22 protein-coding genes are annotated in these 19072 nt (G+C 70.4%); 21 read left to right on the top strand and 1 reads right to left on the bottom strand.

Translation table 11 applies throughout. The features are described 5' to 3' along the window. From murJ to trmB, 16 genes are all read left to right on the top strand, one after another. Window positions 1-1332 (top strand): murein biosynthesis integral membrane protein MurJ (gene murJ, locus RIF93_RS09525; protein ID WP_309090707.1); only part of this gene is annotated, 1332 nt, incomplete at its 5' end. 157 nt (window positions 1333-1489) lie between these two features. After that, window positions 1490-2524: a tryptophan--tRNA ligase gene (gene trpS, locus RIF93_RS09520; RefSeq protein ID WP_309090705.1), complete on the top strand. Its 1035-nt coding sequence runs from the start codon at window positions 1490-1492 to the stop codon at window positions 2522-2524. 53 nt (window positions 2525-2577) lie between these two features. Further along, a complete protein-coding gene (locus RIF93_RS09515; protein WP_309090704.1) occupies window positions 2578-3057 on the top strand; it encodes a universal stress protein in 480 nt (159 codons plus the stop codon). A 45-nt stretch (window positions 3058-3102) separates the two neighbouring features. Beyond that, on the top strand, window positions 3103-3678 hold the full coding sequence (locus RIF93_RS09510) for a NifU family protein (protein WP_309090702.1): 576 nt from the start codon (window positions 3103-3105) through the stop codon (window positions 3676-3678). A gap of 42 nt (window positions 3679-3720) precedes the next feature. Next, window positions 3721-4362, top strand: coding sequence for a tRNA (adenosine(37)-N6)-threonylcarbamoyltransferase complex dimerization subunit type 1 TsaB (gene tsaB, locus RIF93_RS09505; protein WP_309090711.1), 642 nt, complete (start codon window positions 3721-3723; stop codon window positions 4360-4362). Then, window positions 4359-4814 carry a GNAT family N-acetyltransferase gene (locus RIF93_RS09500; RefSeq protein ID WP_309090700.1) on the top strand — a complete coding sequence of 152 codons (456 nt, stop codon included), beginning with the start codon at window positions 4359-4361 and terminating at the stop codon, window positions 4812-4814. The genes tsaB and RIF93_RS09500 overlap by 4 nt, the downstream gene beginning before the upstream one ends. A 60-nt stretch (window positions 4815-4874) precedes the next feature. After that, complete coding sequence (locus tag RIF93_RS09495; RefSeq protein WP_309090709.1) at window positions 4875-5258, top strand: Fur family transcriptional regulator; 384 nt, start codon at window positions 4875-4877, stop codon at window positions 5256-5258. Window positions 5259-5342: 84 nt separating this feature from the next. After that, entirely contained in the window at window positions 5343-6680 is a 1338-nt protein-coding gene (locus RIF93_RS09490) for an alpha/beta hydrolase (protein ID WP_309090698.1), read from the top strand. Between the two features lie 49 nt (window positions 6681-6729). After that, on the top strand, window positions 6730-8070 hold the full coding sequence (gene miaB, locus RIF93_RS09485) for a tRNA (N6-isopentenyl adenosine(37)-C2)-methylthiotransferase MiaB (RefSeq protein ID WP_309090696.1): 1341 nt from the start codon (window positions 6730-6732) through the stop codon (window positions 8068-8070). Then, complete coding sequence (locus RIF93_RS09480; protein ID WP_309090694.1) at window positions 8067-9026, top strand: PhoH family protein; 960 nt, start codon at window positions 8067-8069, stop codon at window positions 9024-9026. The genes miaB and RIF93_RS09480 overlap by 4 nt, the downstream gene beginning before the upstream one ends. Continuing rightward, on the top strand, window positions 9023-9487 hold the full coding sequence (ybeY, locus tag RIF93_RS09475) for an rRNA maturation RNase YbeY (RefSeq protein ID WP_309090692.1): 465 nt from the start codon (window positions 9023-9025) through the stop codon (window positions 9485-9487). Before RIF93_RS09480 ends, ybeY begins: the two co-directional genes overlap by 4 nt. Continuing rightward, on the top strand, window positions 9480-10367 hold the full coding sequence (locus RIF93_RS09470) for a hemolysin family protein (RefSeq protein WP_309090690.1): 888 nt from the start codon (window positions 9480-9482) through the stop codon (window positions 10365-10367). Before ybeY ends, RIF93_RS09470 begins: the two co-directional genes overlap by 8 nt. 5 nt (window positions 10368-10372) lie before the next feature. Beyond that, window positions 10373-11941: an apolipoprotein N-acyltransferase gene (gene lnt, locus RIF93_RS09465; RefSeq protein ID WP_309090689.1), complete on the top strand. Its 1569-nt coding sequence runs from the start codon at window positions 10373-10375 to the stop codon at window positions 11939-11941. A 58-nt stretch (window positions 11942-11999) separates the two neighbouring features. Then, entirely contained in the window at window positions 12000-12416 is a 417-nt protein-coding gene (locus tag RIF93_RS09460) for a helix-turn-helix transcriptional regulator (RefSeq protein WP_309090687.1), read from the top strand. 111 nt (window positions 12417-12527) lie between these two features. Then, the gene (gene metK, locus RIF93_RS09455) at window positions 12528-13748 is read left to right on the top strand and encodes a methionine adenosyltransferase (protein WP_309090685.1); all 1221 of its coding nucleotides are present in this window, start codon (window positions 12528-12530) and stop codon (window positions 13746-13748) included. A gap of 28 nt (window positions 13749-13776) precedes the next feature. Then, a complete protein-coding gene (trmB, locus tag RIF93_RS09450; RefSeq protein WP_309090683.1) occupies window positions 13777-14451 on the top strand; it encodes a tRNA (guanosine(46)-N7)-methyltransferase TrmB in 675 nt (224 codons plus the stop codon). Here the strand turns inward: trmB and ppa are convergent. Beyond that, window positions 14448-14975, bottom strand: a complete 528-nt coding sequence (gene ppa, locus RIF93_RS09445) for an inorganic diphosphatase (RefSeq protein WP_309090681.1) — start codon at window positions 14973-14975, stop codon at window positions 14448-14450. The two genes, trmB and ppa, sit on opposite strands and share 4 nt — an antisense overlap. Window positions 14976-15065: 90 nt before the next feature. On the opposite strand from ppa, the gene RIF93_RS09440 reads away from it, so the two are divergent. The 5 genes from RIF93_RS09440 to RIF93_RS09420 all read left to right on the top strand — a co-directional run. Then, window positions 15066-15464 carry a GFA family protein gene (locus RIF93_RS09440; RefSeq protein ID WP_309090679.1) on the top strand — a complete coding sequence of 133 codons (399 nt, stop codon included), beginning with the start codon at window positions 15066-15068 and terminating at the stop codon, window positions 15462-15464. Window positions 15465-15603: 139 nt separating this feature from the next. Then, on the top strand, window positions 15604-16149 hold the full coding sequence (gene rimP / locus RIF93_RS09435; protein WP_309090677.1) for a ribosome maturation factor RimP: 546 nt from the start codon (window positions 15604-15606) through the stop codon (window positions 16147-16149). 12 nt (window positions 16150-16161) lie between these two features. Continuing rightward, window positions 16162-17847, top strand: a complete 1686-nt coding sequence (nusA, locus tag RIF93_RS09430) for a transcription termination factor NusA (RefSeq protein ID WP_309090675.1) — start codon at window positions 16162-16164, stop codon at window positions 17845-17847. 22 nt (window positions 17848-17869) lie between these two features. Further along, complete coding sequence (locus tag RIF93_RS09425) at window positions 17870-18535, top strand: RNA-binding protein (RefSeq protein ID WP_309090673.1); 666 nt, start codon at window positions 17870-17872, stop codon at window positions 18533-18535. Window positions 18536-18604: 69 nt separating this feature from the next. Next, window positions 18605-19072 (top strand): translation initiation factor IF-2 associated domain-containing protein (locus RIF93_RS09420; RefSeq protein WP_309090671.1); only part of this gene is annotated, 468 nt, incomplete at its 3' end.

The raw sequence follows: 19072 nt of genomic DNA, 5'->3' as shown, positions 1-19072 counted from the left end.
GCGGACCGCTACGCCTCGGACGCCCTGGTGACGGTCGCCGCCTTCACCGTCCTGCTGACGGTGGTCTGCCAACTGGCCATGCCCTGGCTGATGATGGTCTACAGCTACGGCTTCCTGGCGGATCCGTCGAAGTTCAAGCTGGCCGTGGTCCTGACCCAGATCACCATGCCCTACCTGCCGTGCATGGTGATCGCGTCGCTGTTCGCCGGCGTGCTGCAGGCCCGCGGCCGGTTCATCATCTACGGCTTCTACCCGACCATTCTGAACGTGGTGATGCTGGCCGTCGTGCTGCCGCAGAACGATCCCGTCCGCGCCTCCTATGCCGCCTCGTTCGGCGTCATCGTGGCCGGGATCAGCCAGGCGGCGCTGTGCTGGTGGGGCGCTCGGCGTCTGGGCGCGCGCATCCGCCCGTCGCGCCTGAAGCTGACGCCCGAGATCCGCATGCTGATCCGGCGGATGGTCCCAGGGATCATCGCCTCCAGCGCCACCCAGCTGAACCTGTTCATCTCGGCGATCCTGGCCAGCCAGGTGGCGGGCATGCGCGCCTGGCTGAACTTCGCCGAGCGCTTCTACCAGCTGCCGCTGAGCCTCGTGGGCGTGGCCATCGGCGTGGCCCTGCTGCCCAGGCTGGCCACCGCGATCCAGCGGGCCGACCACGACGACGCGCAAGGCGCCATGGACCAGGCGGTGGTGTTCGGCCTGGCGCTCAGCCTGCCGGCGGCCGCGGCCCTGATGGCCATGCCCTTCTTCCTGCTGGACGCCTTCTTCGTGCGCGGCGCCTTCACCGAAGTCGACGCCGCGGCCTCGGCCAAGCTCCTGTTCCATTACGGCTGGGGCGTGCCGGCCTTCGTGCTGATCAAGATCCTGCAGCCGGCGTTCTTCGCCCGCGGCGACACGCGAACGCCGATGACCTACTCGCTGGTCTCGATCGCGGTGAACATCGTCCTCGGCGTCGCGCTCTTCTACACCCTGGGCTTCGAGGGCATTGCGCTGGCCACCGCCGCGGCGTCCTGGATCACCGTGGCGCAGATGGTCGCGAAGCTGTGGGCCACCGACACCTGGCGGGCCTCGGCGCGGGCCATCGGCAAGATCGTGCGGGTCGCCGCCGCCTCGGCGGCCCTGGGCGGGCTGTGCCTGCTCGCGGCCGCCTACCGCCCGCTGCTGGAGCGGCCGCTGGGCTCGAAGGAACTGGCCGTGATCCTCGTCTGCCTGGCCGGCGGGGCGCTCTATCCGGTGCTGCTGTTCGCCTTCGGCGGCGTCACGCCCGCCGAGGCCAAGGCCGCGCTGCGCCGCCGCAAGGGCGATGCGCCGGTCGCCACGCCCGATCTCTAGCTTGCCGGCCTCCGCGCCAGCGGCTATCTCGCGGGTCATGGCTTTGCGGACCCACAACACCTGGCGATGGCGGCCCTGATCCGCTGACCCGCTAGCTCGGGCCCCGCCTCCTTTGGCCTTGCGCCCGCACGTCCATATCTTCCAGAAGCCTCACATCATGACCGACCAAGCTCCGGCTCCGTACGCGGGCCCCCAACGCGTGCTCTCCGGCGTGCAGCCGTCTGGCGACCTGCACCTGGGCAACTATCTGGGCGCTCTCGCCAAGTTCGCGCGCCTGCAGCACGAGATCCCGACCTTCATCTTCGTGGCCGACCTGCACGCCATCACCGTGTGGCAGGACCCGGCCAAGCTGAAGCAGCAGGTCCGCGAGATCGCGGCCGCCTACCTGGCGACGGGCCTCGATCCCAAGGTCGCCGCCATCTTCGCCCAGTCGGCCGTGCCCGAGCACGCCGAACTCGCCTGGGTCTTCAACTGCGTCGCCCGCCTCGGCTGGCTCGACCGGATGACCCAGTTCAAGGAGAAGAGCGGCAAGCACAAGGAGCGCTCCAGCGTCGGCCTCTACACCTATCCGGTGCTCCAGGCGGCCGACATCCTGGTCTACAAGGCGACCCACGTGCCGGTCGGCGACGACCAGAAGCAGCACCTCGAGCTGACCCGCGACATCGCCCAGAAGTTCAACAACGACTTCGGGGCGCCCGGCTTCTTCCCCCTGCCCGAGCCGCTGACGCAAGGGCCCGGCGCGCGGGTGATGAGCCTCAGGGATGGGCAGGCGAAGATGTCGAAGTCCGATCCCTCGGACCAGTCGCGCATCAACCTGACGGACGACGCCGACGCCATCGCCAGCAAGGTGCGCAAGGCCCGCACCGACCCCGACCCGCTGCCGGAGACGGTCGAGGGCCTGGAAGGCCGCGCGGAAGCCAAGAACCTGGTGGCCATCTATGCGGCCCTGGCCGGCAAGACGGACGCCGAGGTGCTGGCCGAGTTCGCCGGCCAGGGCTTCGGGGCGTTCAAGCCGAAGCTGGCCGAGCTCGCCGTTTCGGTCATGGCGCCGATCGGCTCGGAGATGCGCAGGCTGCTGGCGGATCCCGCCGAGATCGACCGCGTGCTGGCGGACGGCGCGCGGCGGGCGCGCGAGATCGCCGTCCCGGTCACCGCCGAGGTCAAGCGCCTCGTGGGCTACTGGGCGAGCTGAGCCTGCGCGGCGCCCAGCTTGCCTAGCGAGCCTGGGCGCCGCACCGTCCGGCCATGAGCACGAGCAAGCGCAAGTTCCTGGTGGTCGCCGACGACACGCCCGAGTTCCAGGCGGCGCTGCGCTTCGCCTGCCGCCGGGCGCGCTCCACCGGCGGCCACGTCGCCCTGCTGCGGGTGATCGAACCGGCGGTGTTCGAGCACTGGTCGGGCGTCCGCGACGAGATCGAGCGCCAGCAGCGCCAGGAGGCCGAAGCCTCGCTGCAGCAGTCGGCCGAGTTTGTGCTCGCCGAGACCGGCCTGCCGCCCGAGTTCCTCATCGTCAACGCCGAGAGCAACCGGGCCGGACTGCGCCAGGTGCTGAGCGACGACCCCGACATCAAGATCCTGGTGGTGGCCGCGGCCGCCGGCGGCCGAGGGCCGGGCCCGCTGGTGGCCTCTATCGCCAAGGACGGCGTGAAGTGGGGATCGCGCAAGGTGCCGGTGACCATCGTGCCGGGCGACCTCACCGACGAAGAGATCGCTGATCTCGCCTAGGCGGCGGAACTTGCGCCGGAACCCGCGTAGGGCCACATCTGGCCCATGTTCATCCAGACCGAAGCCACGCCCAACCCCGAGGTCCTGAAGTTCCTGCCCGGCCGCACGGTGCTGGGCGACGGCACCCGCGACTTCCGCTCGGCCGACGAGGCGCAGGCCTCGCCGCTCGCGTCCGACATCTTCGACGTCGAGGGCGTGACGCGGGTGTTCTTCGGTCCCGACTTCATCACCGTCGGCAAGCATCCGTCCTTCGACTGGCCGCACCTGAAAGCGCCGGTGCTCGCGGCCATCATGGACCACTTCACCTCGGGCCGGCCGCTGTTCGCCGAAGAGGGCGACCAGTCCGGCGGCCACGACGAGGGCGTCTATGAAGGCGAGACCGCCCAGATCGTCGCCGAGATCAAGGACCTGCTGGACACCCGCATCCGCCCGGCCGTGGCCCAGGACGGCGGCGACATCCTGTTCCACAAGTTCGAGGCCGACACGGGCGTCGTTTGGCTGAACATGCGCGGCGCCTGCTCGGGCTGCCCGTCCTCGACGGCCACGCTCAAGGCCGGCGTCGAGAACATGCTGAAGCACTATGTGCCGGAAGTGACCCGCGTCGAGCAGACGCTGGGCTAAGCCTTCCCGCGCAGGCTTCGATCCGCTAACCCGCGCCCCATGATCGTGCTGGGGCTCGACACCTGCCTGAACGCCTGTTCCGTCGCCGTCCTGGACGGCGGCCGCGTGCTGGCCCATCGGTCCGAGGTCATGGCCCGCGGCCACCAGGAACGGCTGGCCCCGATGGTCCAGGCCGCCATGGCCGACGCCGGCCTGGCGTTTTCCGAGCTCGAGCGGATCGGCGCGACGGTCGGGCCCGGGTCGTTCACCGGCCTTCGCGTCGGCGTCGCCTTCGCCAAGGGCCTGGCCTCGGCGCTCTCGGTTCCGGCCGCGCCGGTGGGCGTGCTGGAGGCGCTTGCCGCCGAGGCGGAAGGGCTGGTCGCGGCGGCCATCGATGCGCGGCGGGACCAGGTCTATCTGCAGATCTTCGACGCCGGCCGGCCGTTGATGGCGCCTGACGTGCTGCCCGTCCCCACGGCCGCGGCGCGCCTCGCCGAGCTGGTTCAGGGCCGGTCGCTGACGCTGGTCGGATCGGGCGCGCCCCTGCTGGCCGACGTGGCGCCCGGCGCGGCGGTGCTGGCGCCTGAGGGCTGCGACGCCCGCAAGGTGGCCGAGCTCGCCGCGGCGCGGGCGCCCGGGCCGCTGAAGCCGCTCTATCTCCGCGCCCCCGACGCCAAGCTGCCGGGCGGCAGGTCGCCCGAATGAAGCTGCGCGCGGCGGACGCGGCCGACGCGCCCCTGATGGCCTCGGCGCATGCCCAAGCCTTCGACCGGCCGTGGGACCAGGCGACGTTCGAGACGCTGCTGGCTGGCTCCGGCGTCTTCGCGTTCGTCGCCGAAGACGGCGATCCCGCCGGCGTCGTCTTGTGCCGGGCGCTGGCCGGCGAGGCCGAGATCCTGACGTTGGCCGTGCCGCCGTGGGCCCGGCGCCAGGGCGTCGCCCGGTCGCTGATGGCCGCCGCCCTCGGCGCCGCGCGCGAGCTGGGCGCCGGCGCCTGCTTCCTGGAAGTGGATGTCGACAACGCGCCCGCGCTCGCCCTGTACGAGGGACTTGGCTTCGAGCGAGCGGGCGTGCGGAAGGCCTACTACGACCGCGGCGGGGCCGGCCGCGCCGACGCCGTGGTCATGCGTCTCGACCTTGGAACGCAAGGCCACTAGACCTATCGTCACGTCAGAGGAATGGGAGAGCCCGTGTCGGACCGCATCGAAAAGCTCTGCATGGAAAAGGGCATGCGCATGACCGAGCAGCGCCGGACCATCGCGCGCGTCCTCTCAACCTCCAGCGACCACCCCGACGTCGAGGAGCTGCACCGCCGGGCGCACGCCGTGGACCCGCACATCTCCATCGCCACGGTTTATCGGACGGTGCGGCTATTCGAGGAGGCCGGCATCATCGACCGGCTCGACTTCCGCGACGGCCGCTCGCGCTACGAACAGCATTCCGACGAGCACCACGACCACCTCATCGACATGAAGACCGGCAAGGTCGTCGAGTTCGTCGATCCCGAGATCGAGGCCCTGCAGGAGGCGATCGCCCGCAAGCTCGGCTACCGGCTGGTGGACCACCGTCTCGAACTCTACGGCATGCCGATCGAGGAGTGATCGCTGGCATTACGGCGATTTGATCCGCCCGCCGGCATCCGCACGACCTCGGCCGTGGCTCTCACCTCCGCAGGTGGAGGGCTCATGAGGTTTCCCAAGTTCCTGCTCGCGGCGTTCGCCGTCGCGGCGATGGCCGGTCCCGCGGCGGCGGCCGAAGGCCGCGACTGCCGCGTGGGCGCCTACGCCCTCGCCGGCGGTGAAAAGCTCGTCGTCACGCGCAGCGACGGGGAGAACCTTCGCTACCGGCGGCTCGACGGGCGCAGCGGCAAGCTGTTCGCAACCGCGTCCGGCGCCTTCGAGGGCGGCGAGGGCTGGTCGGTCCGCGAGCCGGTGAGCGTCCAGGCCCGCTTCGGCTCCTGCGCCGAGGGACGCCTCACCTTCCAGCGCGCCGGCGAGCCGGCGCGGGCAGGCCGGAAGGTTCCGCTGCGCATCACGCCCCTGCGCTTCGAGAGCCGCGGCGACCAGCTGTATGGCGAACTGGTGCTGCCCGAACGTGGCCGACCCAAGGCCATCGTCGTCCTGCAGTACGGTTCCGGCGACGACTCCGCCGTGCTCAACAACTTCGTCCAGTATCTGCTGCCGCTGAAGGGGATCGGCGTCGTCGTCTTCGACAAGGCCGGCACCGGACGGTCGGGCGGCAAGCTGACGGGCGACTTCCAGCGCCTGGCCGAGGACATGGCCGCCGCGGTCCGCGCCGCGCGTTCGCGGCCCGAGGCGTCGGGCGTTCCTGTCGGCCTGATGGGGGAGAGCCAGGGCGGCTGGGTGGCGCCCATCACCGCCGAGAAGGTCCCCGTGGACTTCATCGTGGTCAGCTATGGCCTCGCCGTCAGCATCGCCGAGGAGGACCGCTCGGAAGCGGCGCAGAGCGTCCGGCTCCGCGGCTTCGACGACGCGGCCGTGGCGAAGGCGGTCGCGCTGCACGATGCAGCCACGAAGGTGGTCAAGTCCGGCCTGCGCGAAGGCGGCGACGAATTCGAGCGGCTGAAGGCGGCCTATCGCCAGGAGCCGTGGTTCGCCCACGTCGGCGGCGACTACACCAGCCTGCTCGCCGCCACGCCGCGCGAACACTGGGAGCAGTTCCGCCCCTTCCTCGATCTGGAGTTCGACCTCGACTACGACCCGGAGCCGGTGCTGGCCCGCGCGCGCACGCCCATGCTGTGGGTGCTCGCCGGCCGCGACACCGAGGCGCCGCACGAGGAGACCAAGGCGGTGCTGCGGCGGCTGCAGCAGGCCGGCAAGCCGATCGACATCGTCGTCTTCCCCGACGCCGACCACGGCATCATCGCCCAGGAGGACGGTCCCGACGGCCCGAAGGACGCCGGCCGCCATTCGGTCGGCTACTTCGATCTGCTGGGCGAGTGGATCGGGACGAGGCGTCTGGGGCCCGCGCATGGCCAGGGCGAGGTGCTGCCGCGCCGTTGACCGGCCCTCGAACTTGCGCCGATCCCTGCGGAACCCCATAACCCCGGCCATGTCCGAGACCGCGCCCGCCAAGCGCCTCTATATCAAGACGTACGGCTGTCAGATGAACGTCTACGACAGCGAGCGCATGGCCGACGTCCTTGCGCCGCTGGGCTATGGCATGACGGACGATCCGGCGGCCGCGGATCTGGTGGTGCTGAACACCTGCCACATCCGCGAGAAGGCCACCGAAAAGGTCTATTCCGAGCTCGGCCAGATCAAGCGGATGAAGGACGCCCGTCGCGCCGAGGGCGGGGCCATGACCATCGCCGTCGCCGGCTGCGTCGCCCAGGCCGAGGGCGAGGAGATCATGCGCCGGCAACCGGCCGTGGATCTCGTCGTCGGCCCACAGGCCTACCATCAGCTGCCCGAGCTGATCGCCAGGGCCCACCGCGCCCGCGGTGAGCGGCTGGCCGCCGAGTTCGCCCCCGACGAGAAGTTCGACGCCCTGACAGCCGATCGCCGCCCCACCGGCGTCACGGCTTTCCTGACGGTGCAGGAGGGTTGCGACAAGTTCTGCACCTTCTGCGTGGTGCCCTACACCCGCGGCGGCGAATGGAGCCGGCCGGTCGACGCTATCGAGGCCGAGGCCCGCGATCTGGCGGCCAAGGGCGTGCGCGAGGTCACCCTGCTGGGCCAGAACGTCAACGCCTACGACGGAGAGGGCGGGCTTGCCGGCCTGGTCCGCCGCCTGGCGAAGATTTCCGGCCTGGATCGCATCCGCTACACGACCAGCCACCCGCGCGACATGGATGACGGCCTGATCGCCGCCCATGCCGAGGTCCCTGAGCTGATGCCCTACCTGCACCTGCCGGTGCAGGCGGGCTCGGACAAGATCCTGCGGGCCATGAACCGCGCACACACCGCCGAGAGCTACCTCCGCGTGATCGAGAAGGTCCGCGCCGCGCGGCCGGATATCGCCATCTCGGGCGACTTCATCGTGGGCTTCCCCGGCGAACGCGACGCCGACTTCGAGGCGACGTTGCAGCTGGTCCGCGAGGTCGGCTACGCCAGCTGCTTCTCGTTCAAATATTCCCGCCGCCCGGGGACGCCCGCCGCGGCCATGCCCGGCCAGGTTCCCGAAGAGGTCAAGGACGAGCGGCTGGCCCGCCTCCAAGCTCTCCTGGAAGAACAGCAATCTGCGTTCAACGCCGCCCAGGCGGGCAAGGTGCTGCCGGTGCTCTTCGAGAAAAAGGGCCGCCATCCCGGCCAGCTGATCGGCCGCAGCCCCTATCTTCAGGCGGTGCATGCGACTGCGCCGGATCGACTGATCGGCCAGATCGTTCCTGTGAAGGTTGAAAGCGGCGGCCGGAATAGTCTGGCCGGCGTCCTGGAACTGGAGACGGCTTGAGCCGAGCGCCTGAATTCATCGCCCTGTCGGACGCCGCCGTGCGCGCGGTGGCCGGCGCCAACAGCCGCCATGCGGCGCTGATCGAGGATGCCTTCGGGGTCCTGGTCGAGACGCCCGGCGGCGGCGTGTCGCTGAGCGGCGACGCCAAGAGCCGGGGGCTGGCCAAGAAGGCCGTGCAGGCGATCGCCGCCCGCGCCGACCAGGGCATCGATGTGGCCGAGGCCGACGTGCGCGTGGCCATCGGCCAGGTGCGCACCGGCTCGGGCGCCGCGCCGGGCGCCCTGCCCGTCGGCCGGCGCGGCCAGGTGGCGCCCAAGACCGCCACCCAGGCGAAGTACCTGGATGCGCTGGCCCGCTGCGAGATGGTGTTCGGCCTAGGTCCGGCCGGCACCGGCAAGACCTTCCTCGCCGTCGCCCACGGCGCGGGCCTGCTGATGCGCGGCGAGGTCGACCGCCTGATCGTCTCCCGTCCCGCGGTCGAGGCCGGCGAGCGCCTGGGCTTCCTGCCGGGCGACCTGAACGAGAAGGTCGACCCCTACATGGCGCCGGTCTGGGAGGCCCTGACCGACATCCTGGGCGCCGACCAGCTGCGCCGCCGCCGCGAGAAGGGCGAGATCGAGGTCGCGCCGATCGCCTTCCTCCGCGGTCGCACGCTGAGCCACGCCTACGTCATCGTCGACGAGGCGCAGAACGCCACGCGGCTGCAGATGAAGATGGTGCTGACCCGGCTGGGCGAGGGCGCCCGCATGGTGATCACCGGCGACCCGACCCAGATCGACCTCGTCAACGGCTCGGACTCCGGGCTCGCCCACGCCGTCGGGCTGCTGGAGGACGTGAAGGGCATCGGCGTTGTCCGCTTCTCGTCCGAGGACGTGGTGCGCCACCCCCTGGTCGAGCGGATCGTCAAGGCCTACGACGCCGACGCGGCCCGGCAACGCGGCGGGCGCCCGGGTTGATCGACATCGAGATCGAGGACGCCGGCTGGACCGCGGCCCTGCGGGACGCCGAGCCCCTGACCCGCCGCGCCGCCCTCGCCGCGCTGGAGAGCGAAGGCGCGGATGGCGAAGGCGTCACCCTGCTGCTGACCGACGACGCCGCGGTGCAGGAGCTGAACGCCCGCTTCCGCGGGAAGGACAAGCCGACCAACGTGCTGTCCTTCCCCGCGCCGCCCAACCCCGAGAAGCACCTGGGCGACGTGGCCCTGGCGCTGGGCGTCTGCGCCCGCGAGGCCGAAGAACAGGGCAAGCCACTGGCGCACCACCTGCAGCATCTGGTGGTCCACGGCGTCTTGCACCTTCTCGGATACGACCACATGAGCGAAGATGAGGCCGAGGCCATGGAAGGCCTCGAGCGCGTCATCCTGGCCGGACTGGGGATTCCTGATCCCTACGCGGCCAGCGAGGGAGAGCATGACTGACCCCGACCCTTCGAGTAGGCCCGGCCCGGGCCGCCGACGTGGGCTGATGGCCTTCGTCGACTTCTTCCGTGGCGGCGCCGAAGCGGCGCCCGACCCGGGGCCCGAGCCGCAGACCGAAGCCGCCGGCGAACTGGTCGCCCAGGCCCGCGCCTTCCAGGACCTGCGTGTGGAAGACGTGATGAAGCCCCGCGCCGACATCGTGGCGGTGGAGCGGGGCAGCAGCTTCGCCGAAGTGGTCGCCCGCTTCGTCGAGGCCGAACACAGCCGCATGCCGGTCTACAAGGACACGCTGGACGAGCCGGTGGGCGTCGTCCACGTGAAGGACGTCTTCAAGCTCTTGGCGCGCAAGACCCGCAAGCCGAAGCCCGACGACCAGATCCTGCAGGGCCGCTACCAGCTGGTCCGCAAGGTGCTGTACGTGCCGCCCTCGATGGCGGCCGCCGAGCTGCTGGCGCTGATGCGCACGCGCCGCACCCACATGGCCCTGGTGATCGACGAGTTCGGCGGCACCGACGGCCTGGTCACGCTGGAAGACCTGCTCGAGAAGCTGGTCGGCGAGATCGCCGACGAGCACGACGAGGAGGGCGACGCCGGTTTCACCCCGATCGTCGAGGATGATGACGGCTGGATCGCCGACGGCCGCGCGCCGCTCGAGGAGCTGGAACAGGCGATCGGCGACGGCGTCGACCTCGCCCCCGAAGACCTCGACGAGGAGATCGAAACGGTCGCCGGCCTCGTCAACGCCCTGGCGGGGCGGGTGCCGCAGAAGCGCGAGCGCATCGACCATCCCGACGGCTTCTCCATCGAGGTGCTGGCGGCCGATCCGCGCCGCGTGAAGCGCGTCCGCGTCCGCCGGGCTTCGCCGTCCGTCCAGGTCTGATCGCCTTGCGCAGCGTCTGGCTCATCCGCGTCTGGGCGCTGCTGGCCGGCCTCGCCGCAGGCCTCGCCCATCCGCCGTTCGGGCTGTTGCCGGGCCTGGTGGGCTACGGGCTGATCCTGTTCGCGCTTGAGGCGGACTCGGTCCGGCCGCTGCGCTCCGGCTTCTTCCGCGGCTGGCTGGCCGGCGTCGGCTACTTCGGCGTCTCCACCTGGTGGATCGTCGAGCCGTTCCTGGTGGACGTGAAGGCCCACGGCTGGATGGCGCCGTTCGGCATCGTGGCCATGGCCGGCGGGCTCGCGCTGTTCTGGGGCCTGGCGGGGCTCGCCTATCGGGCGCTCAAGGCCGAAGGCGCCTGGAAGGTGCTGGTCTTCGCCGGCTGTTTCGCGGCCTTCGAATGGCTGCGCGGCCACGTGCTCACCGGCTTTCCCTGGAACCTGCCGGGCGAGACCTGGCGGGCGGGCTCTGCGCCCTCGCAGGCCGCCGCGCTCGTGGGGGCTTACGGCCTCACCTGGGTCACCCTCGTGCTGGGCGCTTCGGCCGGCGTGCTGGGCCTCAAGGCGCCGCGATCGGAGAAGGCCGCCGCCCTGGTCTTCGGCCTCGCCGCCCTGGCCGGACTGTACGGCTACGGCTGGGCCCGCCTCGAGGCGTCGGTCGCCGCCAAGCCGGCCGCCGACGCCCCGCTGATCCGCGTCGTCCAGGCCGACATCGACCAGAAGGACAAGTGGAAGCCCGAGAACCTGCGGCTGATCTTCGACACCTACGCCGGCCTCACGCGGCGGGCGGCCGCCACGCGCCCGGACATCGTCGTCTGGCCCGAGGGCGCCCTGCCTGCCGTCATCGACGACCTGCTGGGGCCGGACTCGATCTACGGCCCGCTGCTCCGTGACACGGTCGACCAGGGCCAGACGCTGCTGATGGGCGCCAATCGCGCCGAGCTCGCCCCGTCGGGCGACGTCCGCTACTTCAACAGCCTGGTGGCCTTCCGCCGCGAAGGCCCGGGCCTGCGGGTCACCGGCGTCTACGACAAGCACCGGCTGGTGCCGTTCGGCGAGTACCTGCCCCTGGGCGAGACGGCGACCAAGATCGGGGTGCGGAGCCTGGTGCACATGCCCGAGGACTTCACCGCCGGTCCGCCGCCGCGGCCGCTGGCGCCGTGGGGCGTGCCGGCCCTGCAGCCGCTGATCTGCTACGAGGCGCTGTTCCCGGGGTTCACGCGCGCCGGCGCGCTGCGCGACGGCGTCCGGCCCGCCTGGATCCTCAACATCTCCAACGACGCCTGGTTCGGCCGCACCAGCGGGCCGCTGCAGCATCTGAACATCGCGAGCTACCGCGCCATCGAGGAGGGCCTGCCGATCGTCCGCTCCACGCCCACCGGCGTCTCGGCGGTCATCGACGCCTACGGCCGCATCGTGCCGGGCGCGCGCCTGGGGCTGGGGGAGCTAGGCGTCATTGACGCGCGCCTGCCGTCGGCCCTAGAGCCCACGCTCTTCGCGCGGCTGGGCGACGCCATTTTCGGCGCCATGCTCGTGGTCTCCGCGTTGGCGTGGCTGGCGGGCCGCGTCCGCCAGACGTGATTATCTGACGCACGACGCTCCGGCTTGCCATTCGCGGGAGCTTCGATATGGGGCGTTTATGACGACGTTCACCGAACTTGATCGCGAGGGCCCAAACCCGATCGACCGGCATGTCGGCCTGCGCATACGCATGCGGCGCAAGGAGCTCGGCATCAGCCAGGAGCGGCTCGCAGAATCGATCGGCCTGACCTTCCAGCAGGTCCAGAAGTACGAGCGCGCGACGAACCGCGTCAGCGCCTCCAAGCTCTGGGAGATGGCCAAGGCGCTGCACACCTCGGTCGCCTACTTCTACGAGGGCCTTGACCCGTCGTCGGTCGGCGCCCCGCCCAGCGAGCCGGTGCAGGACTTCCTGATGTCTGGCGAGGGGCTGGAGCTGGCGCAGCTGTTCCCGCGCATCGCCCAGCCGCGCGTGCGGCGCAAGATCCTCGACCTCATCCGCGCCATGGCGGAAGAGCCCGAGACGGTCCGCGCCTGAGCGTCGCGCCGACGGCGGCTTGGCGGGACATAAAGATTTCTTTATAGGCTTGGCGACCTCGTGGGCCGCTGGGGTGGGCGGTCCAGGCAATACTCCCCGGAGCTAAGCGTCTTGAGCCGTTCCAACTACATCTTCACCAGCGAAGCCGTGTCCGAAGGCCATCCGGACAAGGTCGCCGACCGCATCTCCGACACCGTCGTCGACGCCTTCCTGGCGGTCGAGCCCGAGGCGCGCGTCGCCTGCGAGACGCTGGTGACCACCAATCGGATCGTCCTGGCGGGCGAGGTCCGCGCGGGCAAGCCGGGCGCCTCCAAGGCCGAGAACAAGGCGCTCACCAAGGAGATCGTGAAGTCCCTGGAGCCGAAGGTCCGCGCTGCGGTGAAGGACATCGGCTACGAGCAGAAGGGTTTCCACTGGGAGAAGGCCAAGTACGCCTGCTTCCTTCACGAACAGTCGGCCCACATCGCCCAGGGCGTGGACGCGTCCGAGAAGAAGGACGAAGGCGCCGGCGACCAGGGGATCATGTTCGGCTACGCCTCGGACGAAACGCCCGAGCTGATGCCCGCCACCCTGCAGTACTCGCAGAACATCCTGAAGCGCCTGGCCGAGGTCCGGAAGTCGGGCGAGTGCTCGGTGCTCGAGCCGGACGCGAAGAGCCAGGTCACCATCCGCTACGAGAACGGCAAGCCGGCCGAGATCCTGCAGATCGTCGTCTCGACCCAGCACAAGAAGCGCCTGGGCGACCAGATCGCCACGCCGAAGCGCCTGGCCGAGGTGATCAAGCCGTACGTCCTGGAGGTCTTCCCGGAAGGCCTGGTGACGCGCAAGACCAAGTGGCACATCAACCCGACCGGCCGCTTCGAGATCGGCGGGCCGGACGGCGACGCTGGCCTGACCGGCCGCAAGATCATCGTCGACACCTACGGCGGCGCGGCCCCGCACGGCGGCGGCGCGTTCTCCGGCAAGGACCCGACGAAGGTGGACCGCTCGGCCGCCTACGCCTGCCGCTACCTGGCGAAGAACGTCGTCGCTGCGGGTCTCGCCAAAAAGTGCACGATCCAGATCAGCTACGCCATCGGCGTCGCTCAGCCGCTGTCGTTCTACGTCGATCTGCACGGCACCGGCGAGGTCGACCCGGCCCAGCTGGAGAAGCTGCTGCCCGAGATGATCGGCGGCGCCACGCCGCGGGCCATCCGCGAGCACCTGGGCCTCAACCGCCCGATCTATGCGCGCACCGCGGCCTACGGCCACTTCGGCCGCAAGCCCGACAACGAAGGCGGCTTCTCGTGGGAGAAGACCGACCTCGTGGAAGAGCTGCGCAAGCTGGCCTGACGCGGGTCCCCGCTGTAGAGCGGGCGCCATGTCGGATCACCACCCGCCGCTGCGGTCCTTCGGCCGGCTGAAGTCGCGCGCCATCAAGCCGCGGCAGGCCGCGCTGATGGACACCCTGCTGCCGTCACTGCGGCCGCCGGCCGAGCCCTTCGCGCCCAAGGACTTGATGCCGGGGGCGGCCGAGGCGTGGCTCGAGATCGGCTTCGGCGGCGGCGAGCACATGGCCGCCCAGGCGGCGCGCCGGCCGGAGGTGCTGATCGTCGGCGCCGAGCCCTTCCAGAACGGCGTGGCCAGCGCGCTCCGCCATATCGACGAGCAGGGGCTGAAGAACGTCCGCGTCCACGACGGCGACGTGCGCGAGCTGATCGCCCGCCTGCCCGACGCGAGCCTCGAGCGGGTCTTCATCCTGTTCCCGGACCCCTGGCCCAAGCCGCGGCACAACAAGCGCCGGCTGGTGCAGGCCGAGACGGTGGCCGAGCTGGCGCGCGTGCTGAAGGCCGGCGGCAAGCTTCGCTTCGCCAGCGACTGGGCCGACTATGTGGATTGGAGCCTGGAGCGCATCCTGAAGGACGGCCGCTTCCACTGGACCGCGGGCGCCGCGGACGACTGGCGCATCCCGCCGGCCGACCACGTCACCACGCGTTACGAGGAAAAGAAGCTGGGCGACTGCGCGCCCGTCTTCCTCGACTTCGTCAGGGCTTAGCCCTTGTAGGCCTCGATCGAGGCCCGGATCAGCTCGGCGGCCTCTTCCGGATCGGCCCAGCGCACGATGTCGACGCTCTTGCCCTTCTCCAGGTCCTTGTAGTGCTTGAAGAAGTGGGCGATCTGCTCGGTCAGGATGGCCGGCAGGGCGCGCCAGGAATCCACGCCCGCATAGAACGGGTGCAGCTTGTCCACCGGGACCGCCAGGATCTTCTCGTCGCCGCCCGCCTCGTCGCGCATGATCAGCGCGCCGATCGGACGGACCCGGATGATGGCGCCCGGCACCACCGGCGTCGGCCCCACGACGATCACGTCCATAGGATCGCCGTCGTCGGCCAGGGTGTGCGGGATGAAGCCGTAGTTGCCTGGATAGTACATCGCGGTGTGCAGGAAACGGTCGACGAAGATCGCGCCGGACTCCTTGTCCAGCTCATACTTCACCGGCTCGCCGCCCTGCGGGATCTCGATGATGGCGTTGACGTCGTACGGCGGGTTCTCGCCGACCGGAATCTTGGAGAGGTCCATGGGGAGATGGCCTTCAGTGACACACAGAGAGAGGGCGGCTCTGTGGGGGATGCGCCGCTCGGAGTAAAGTGCCAGCGAGGGAGAAACGCGATGATCCGGACGGCCAGCTGTCAGTGCGGCGCCCTGCGCGCTGAGTGCGAGGGCGAGCCCGCTCGGGTCTCCGTCTGCCACTGCCTGGACTGCCAGCGTCGGACGGGTTCGGTGTTCGGCATGCAGGCGCACTGGCCCGAGGCTCAGGTCAAGCTGCACGGCGCGCCCCGCGAGTACACGCGATATGGCGACGAGGGGCACTGGGCGAGGGAGTCGTTCTGCCCCACCTGCGGCGGCACGGTGTGGTACCGCATCGAGCGGCGGCCCGGGTTCATCAGCGTGCCCGTCGGCGCTTTCGCCGATCCGACCTTTCCCGAGCCGCGCTTCAGCGTCTGGGAGGAGCGTCGGCATCCCTGGATCGTCTTGGCCACGGAGGGGCCGTTGGATCGATCCGACTGAGGGGCTGACAACCGCCCGATCCCCGGTTATATTCTCCTCCAACATCGCTGATCGCGCTGGATAGCGCCTTCAAGCGGCGGGCTCCGGCCCGACCGCTTTTTTCTTTGCCGGTTTCGGCTTTTGGGAGGCCAGGGTTCCCGTGCGTGGGAAGACTGCAGAAGACCTGAGGTTGCTGGAGATGCTGGACCCCGTGGCCGAGGCCGTGGGGTACGAGATCGTGCGCATCCGTCTGATGGGCGGCGAGCGCAACCAGCGGCGCCTGCAGATCATGGCCGAGCGTCCGGCCGACGGCGACATGAACGTCGAGGATTGCGCCCGGCTGTCGCGCGCCGTGTCCGAGGTGCTGGACGCCGCCGACCCGATCTCGGGCGAATACCTGCTGGAGGTCTCCTCGCCCGGCGTCGACCGGCCGCTGACCCGGCTGAAGGATTTCGAGACCTACGAGGGCTATGAGGCCCGCCTCGAACTCGACCGCCTGGCCGAAGGGCGCAAGCGCTTCCGCGGACAGCTGGCCGGCGTCGAGGGCGGTCAGGTGGCCATCGACCTGGAAGGCGAGGAGGAGACGGCGCTCGTCCCCTTCGCCTGGATCGTCGAGGCCAAGCTGGTGCTGACCGACGAACTGATGAAGCGGGGCGCCGAGACGCGCGCGGCCCGCCTCGCCGACGAACAACAGACTTCCGAGTAGAGGGACCACCCCATGAGCCTGACCGGCATCTCCGCCAACCGGCTTGAACTCCTGCAGATCGCCGAGGCCGTGGCCCGCGAGAAGGCGATCGACAAGGAGATCGTCATCGAGGCGATCGAAGAGGCGATCCAGAAGGGCGCCCGCGCCCGCTACGGCGCCGAGCACGACATCCGCGTGCACATCGATCCCAAGACCGGCGAGACCACGATCAAGCGCGTGGTGACGGTCGTCGAGGACGACGCCCAGTTCGGCGGCGGCGTGGACGAAGACGGCAACGAGCTGCCGTTCGAGGAGCCCCCGGGCATCATCCGGCTGTCGGACGCCAAGCGCCGCGACAAGGACGCCCAGGTGGGCAAGGTCTACGAGGAGCTGCTGCCGCCGTTCGAGTTCGGCCGCGTGCAGACCCAGATGGCCCGCCAGGTGGTGATGGGGAAGGTCCGCGACGCCGAGCGTGAGCGTCAGTACGAGGAGTACAAGGACCGCGTGGGCGAGATCGTCAACGGCACGGTCAAGCGGGTCGAATACGGCAACGTCGTCGTCGACCTGGGCCGCGGCGAAGGCATCATGCGGCGCGACCAGTCGATCCCGCGCGAGAACTTCAACATCGGCGACCGGATCCGCTGCTACATCTACGACGTCCGCCGCGAGACGAAGGGTCCGCAGATCCTGCTGTCGCGCGCCCACGGCGGCTTCATGGCCAAGCTGTTCGCCCAGGAAGTGCCCGAGGTCTATGACGGCGTGATCGAGATCCGCGCGGTGGCCCGCGACCCGGGCTCGCGCGCCAAGATGGCGGTGGTGTCGAACGACAGCTCCATCGATCCCGTCGGCGCCTGCGTCGGCATGCGCGGCTCGCGCGTGCAGGCGGTCGTGGCCGAGCTGCAGGGCGAGAAGATCGACATCATCCAGTGGAGCCCGGACGACGCGACGTTCATCGTCAACGCCCTGGCGCCGGCGGAAGTCTCCAAGGTGGTCATGGACGAGGAGGACGAGCGCGTCGAAGTCGTGGTGCCGGACGAGCAGCTCTCGCTCGCCATCGGCCGCCGCGGCCAGAACGTCCGTCTCGCCTCGCAGCTGACCGGCTGGCAGATCGACATCATGACCGAGAGCCAGGAGAGCGAGCGCCGCCAGCGCGAGTTCACCGAGCGCACGGCCCTGTTCCAGGAAGCCCTGGACGTGGACGAGGTCATCGCCCAGCTGCTGGTCACCGAAGGCTTCGCCACCGTCGAGGACGTGGCCTATGTGGACGCCTCGGAGATCGCCGCCATCGAGGGCTTCGACGAGGACACCGCCGAAGAGATCCAGACCCGCGCCCGCGAGTACCTGGACAAGGAGGCGGCCGAGTACGACAGCAAGCGTCGCGAACTCGGCGTCGAGGACGGCCTGCTCGAGATCGAGGGCGTCACCCTGCCGATGGCCGTGGCCCTGGGCGAAGGCGGCATCAAGTCCGTCGAGGACCTCGCCGGCCTGGTGCCGGACGACCTGCGCGGCTGGTTCGAGAGCAAGAACGGCGAGCGCGTGCGTGAGCCGGGCATCCTCGAAAGCTTCGGCCTCGACGCCCAGGACGCCGAGCTGCTGATCATGCGGGCCCGGATCGCCATGGGCTGGGTGGAAGCGCCGGAAGAGCCCGAAGCGGCCGAAGAGCCGACCGACGAAGACTTCGCCGAGGCCGAAATGGCCGGCGAAGCCCGCGACGCTTAAGGGCTGAGAGAGGTGTCCGACCATGGAGGCATCCGCCGCTAAGGCCCCATCCACCCTCGCGGAGGCGGCGCGCCAACGGCGCGACATCGTCTCGGGCGAAGTCGTGGACGAGGCGCGGCTGATCCGCTTCGTGGTCGGGCCCGAAGGGCAGGTCGTCCCCGACCTGGCGCGCAAGCTGCCCGGCCGCGGCCTCTGGGTCGCCGCTGATCGCGCCTCGGTCGAGACGGCGGCGAAGAAGGGCCAGTTCTCTCGGGCCGCCAAGGCCAAGGTCCAGGCGCCGCCGGACCTTGCCGACCAGGTGGAAACCCTGCTGAAGCGCCGGCTTTTGTCGGCGCTGGGCCTTGCGCGGAAGGCCGGCGACCTTACTTCGGGCTTCGAGAAGGTTTCGTCAGCGATCGTCGCCGGCAAGGCGGCGTGGCTGATCGAGGCCAGGGACGGCGCCGCCGATGGCCGCCGCAAGATCCTGGGCCTCGCCCGGAAACAACCGAAGCCGCCACGGGTTTTCGGCCTCTTCGCCTCCGAGGAATTGGGTTTGGCCTTGGGCGGCGAGAATGTGATACACACCGCCTTCCTTGCGGGGCGAGCCGCCGAGCGATGGGCCGAGGACGCCCGACGCCTGGAGGGGTTCAGTCCGCTCCTTCCCGAGGATTGGCGCGAGGAGCCTGTCGAGGCCAAGCGGGAGCCCTAAAGGTTTCCGCCTCGACCTGTTTGAAGACGTTTGGCCGGGATCCGCCCGGTCGGTGAGTAAAGCGAGCGCATGAGCGACGAGAACAACAACGGCCGCAACTCCGCCCCGGGCGGACGCCAGCCCCTGACCCTGAAGCCGCGCGCCGGCGGCTCGGTCAGCGCCGGCACTGTGAAGCAGAGCTTCAGTCACGGCCGGACGAAGACCGTGGTCGTCGAGACCAAGCGCGCCCGCCCGCACGCCGCGCCCGCAGGCAACCTGGCCGCGCCCTCGCCGAACGAGCGCCGCGTGTTCGAACCCGCCAAGCCCGCCGCGCCGCCCGCCGGCCAGGCGCCGCGCGCGCCGCAGGCCCCGAACGACGGCCTCTCGCCCGAGGAACGCGCCGCCCGCCAGCGCGCCATCGAGCTCGCCCGCCAGCAACAGGCCAAGCAGGAGGCGGAACGCCGCGCCCGCGAGGAGCGCGCCCGCGCCGAGGCCGAAGCCGCGCGCGCGGCCCAGGCCGCCCAGGCCGCGCCGCCGCCGGCGCCGAAGGCCGAGGCG

The sequence above is a fragment of the Phenylobacterium sp. genome (assembly GCF_031181185.1).
GTDB lineage: Bacteria > Pseudomonadota > Alphaproteobacteria > Caulobacterales > Caulobacteraceae > Phenylobacterium.
This window is presented reverse-complemented; position numbering and strand designations above follow the sequence as displayed.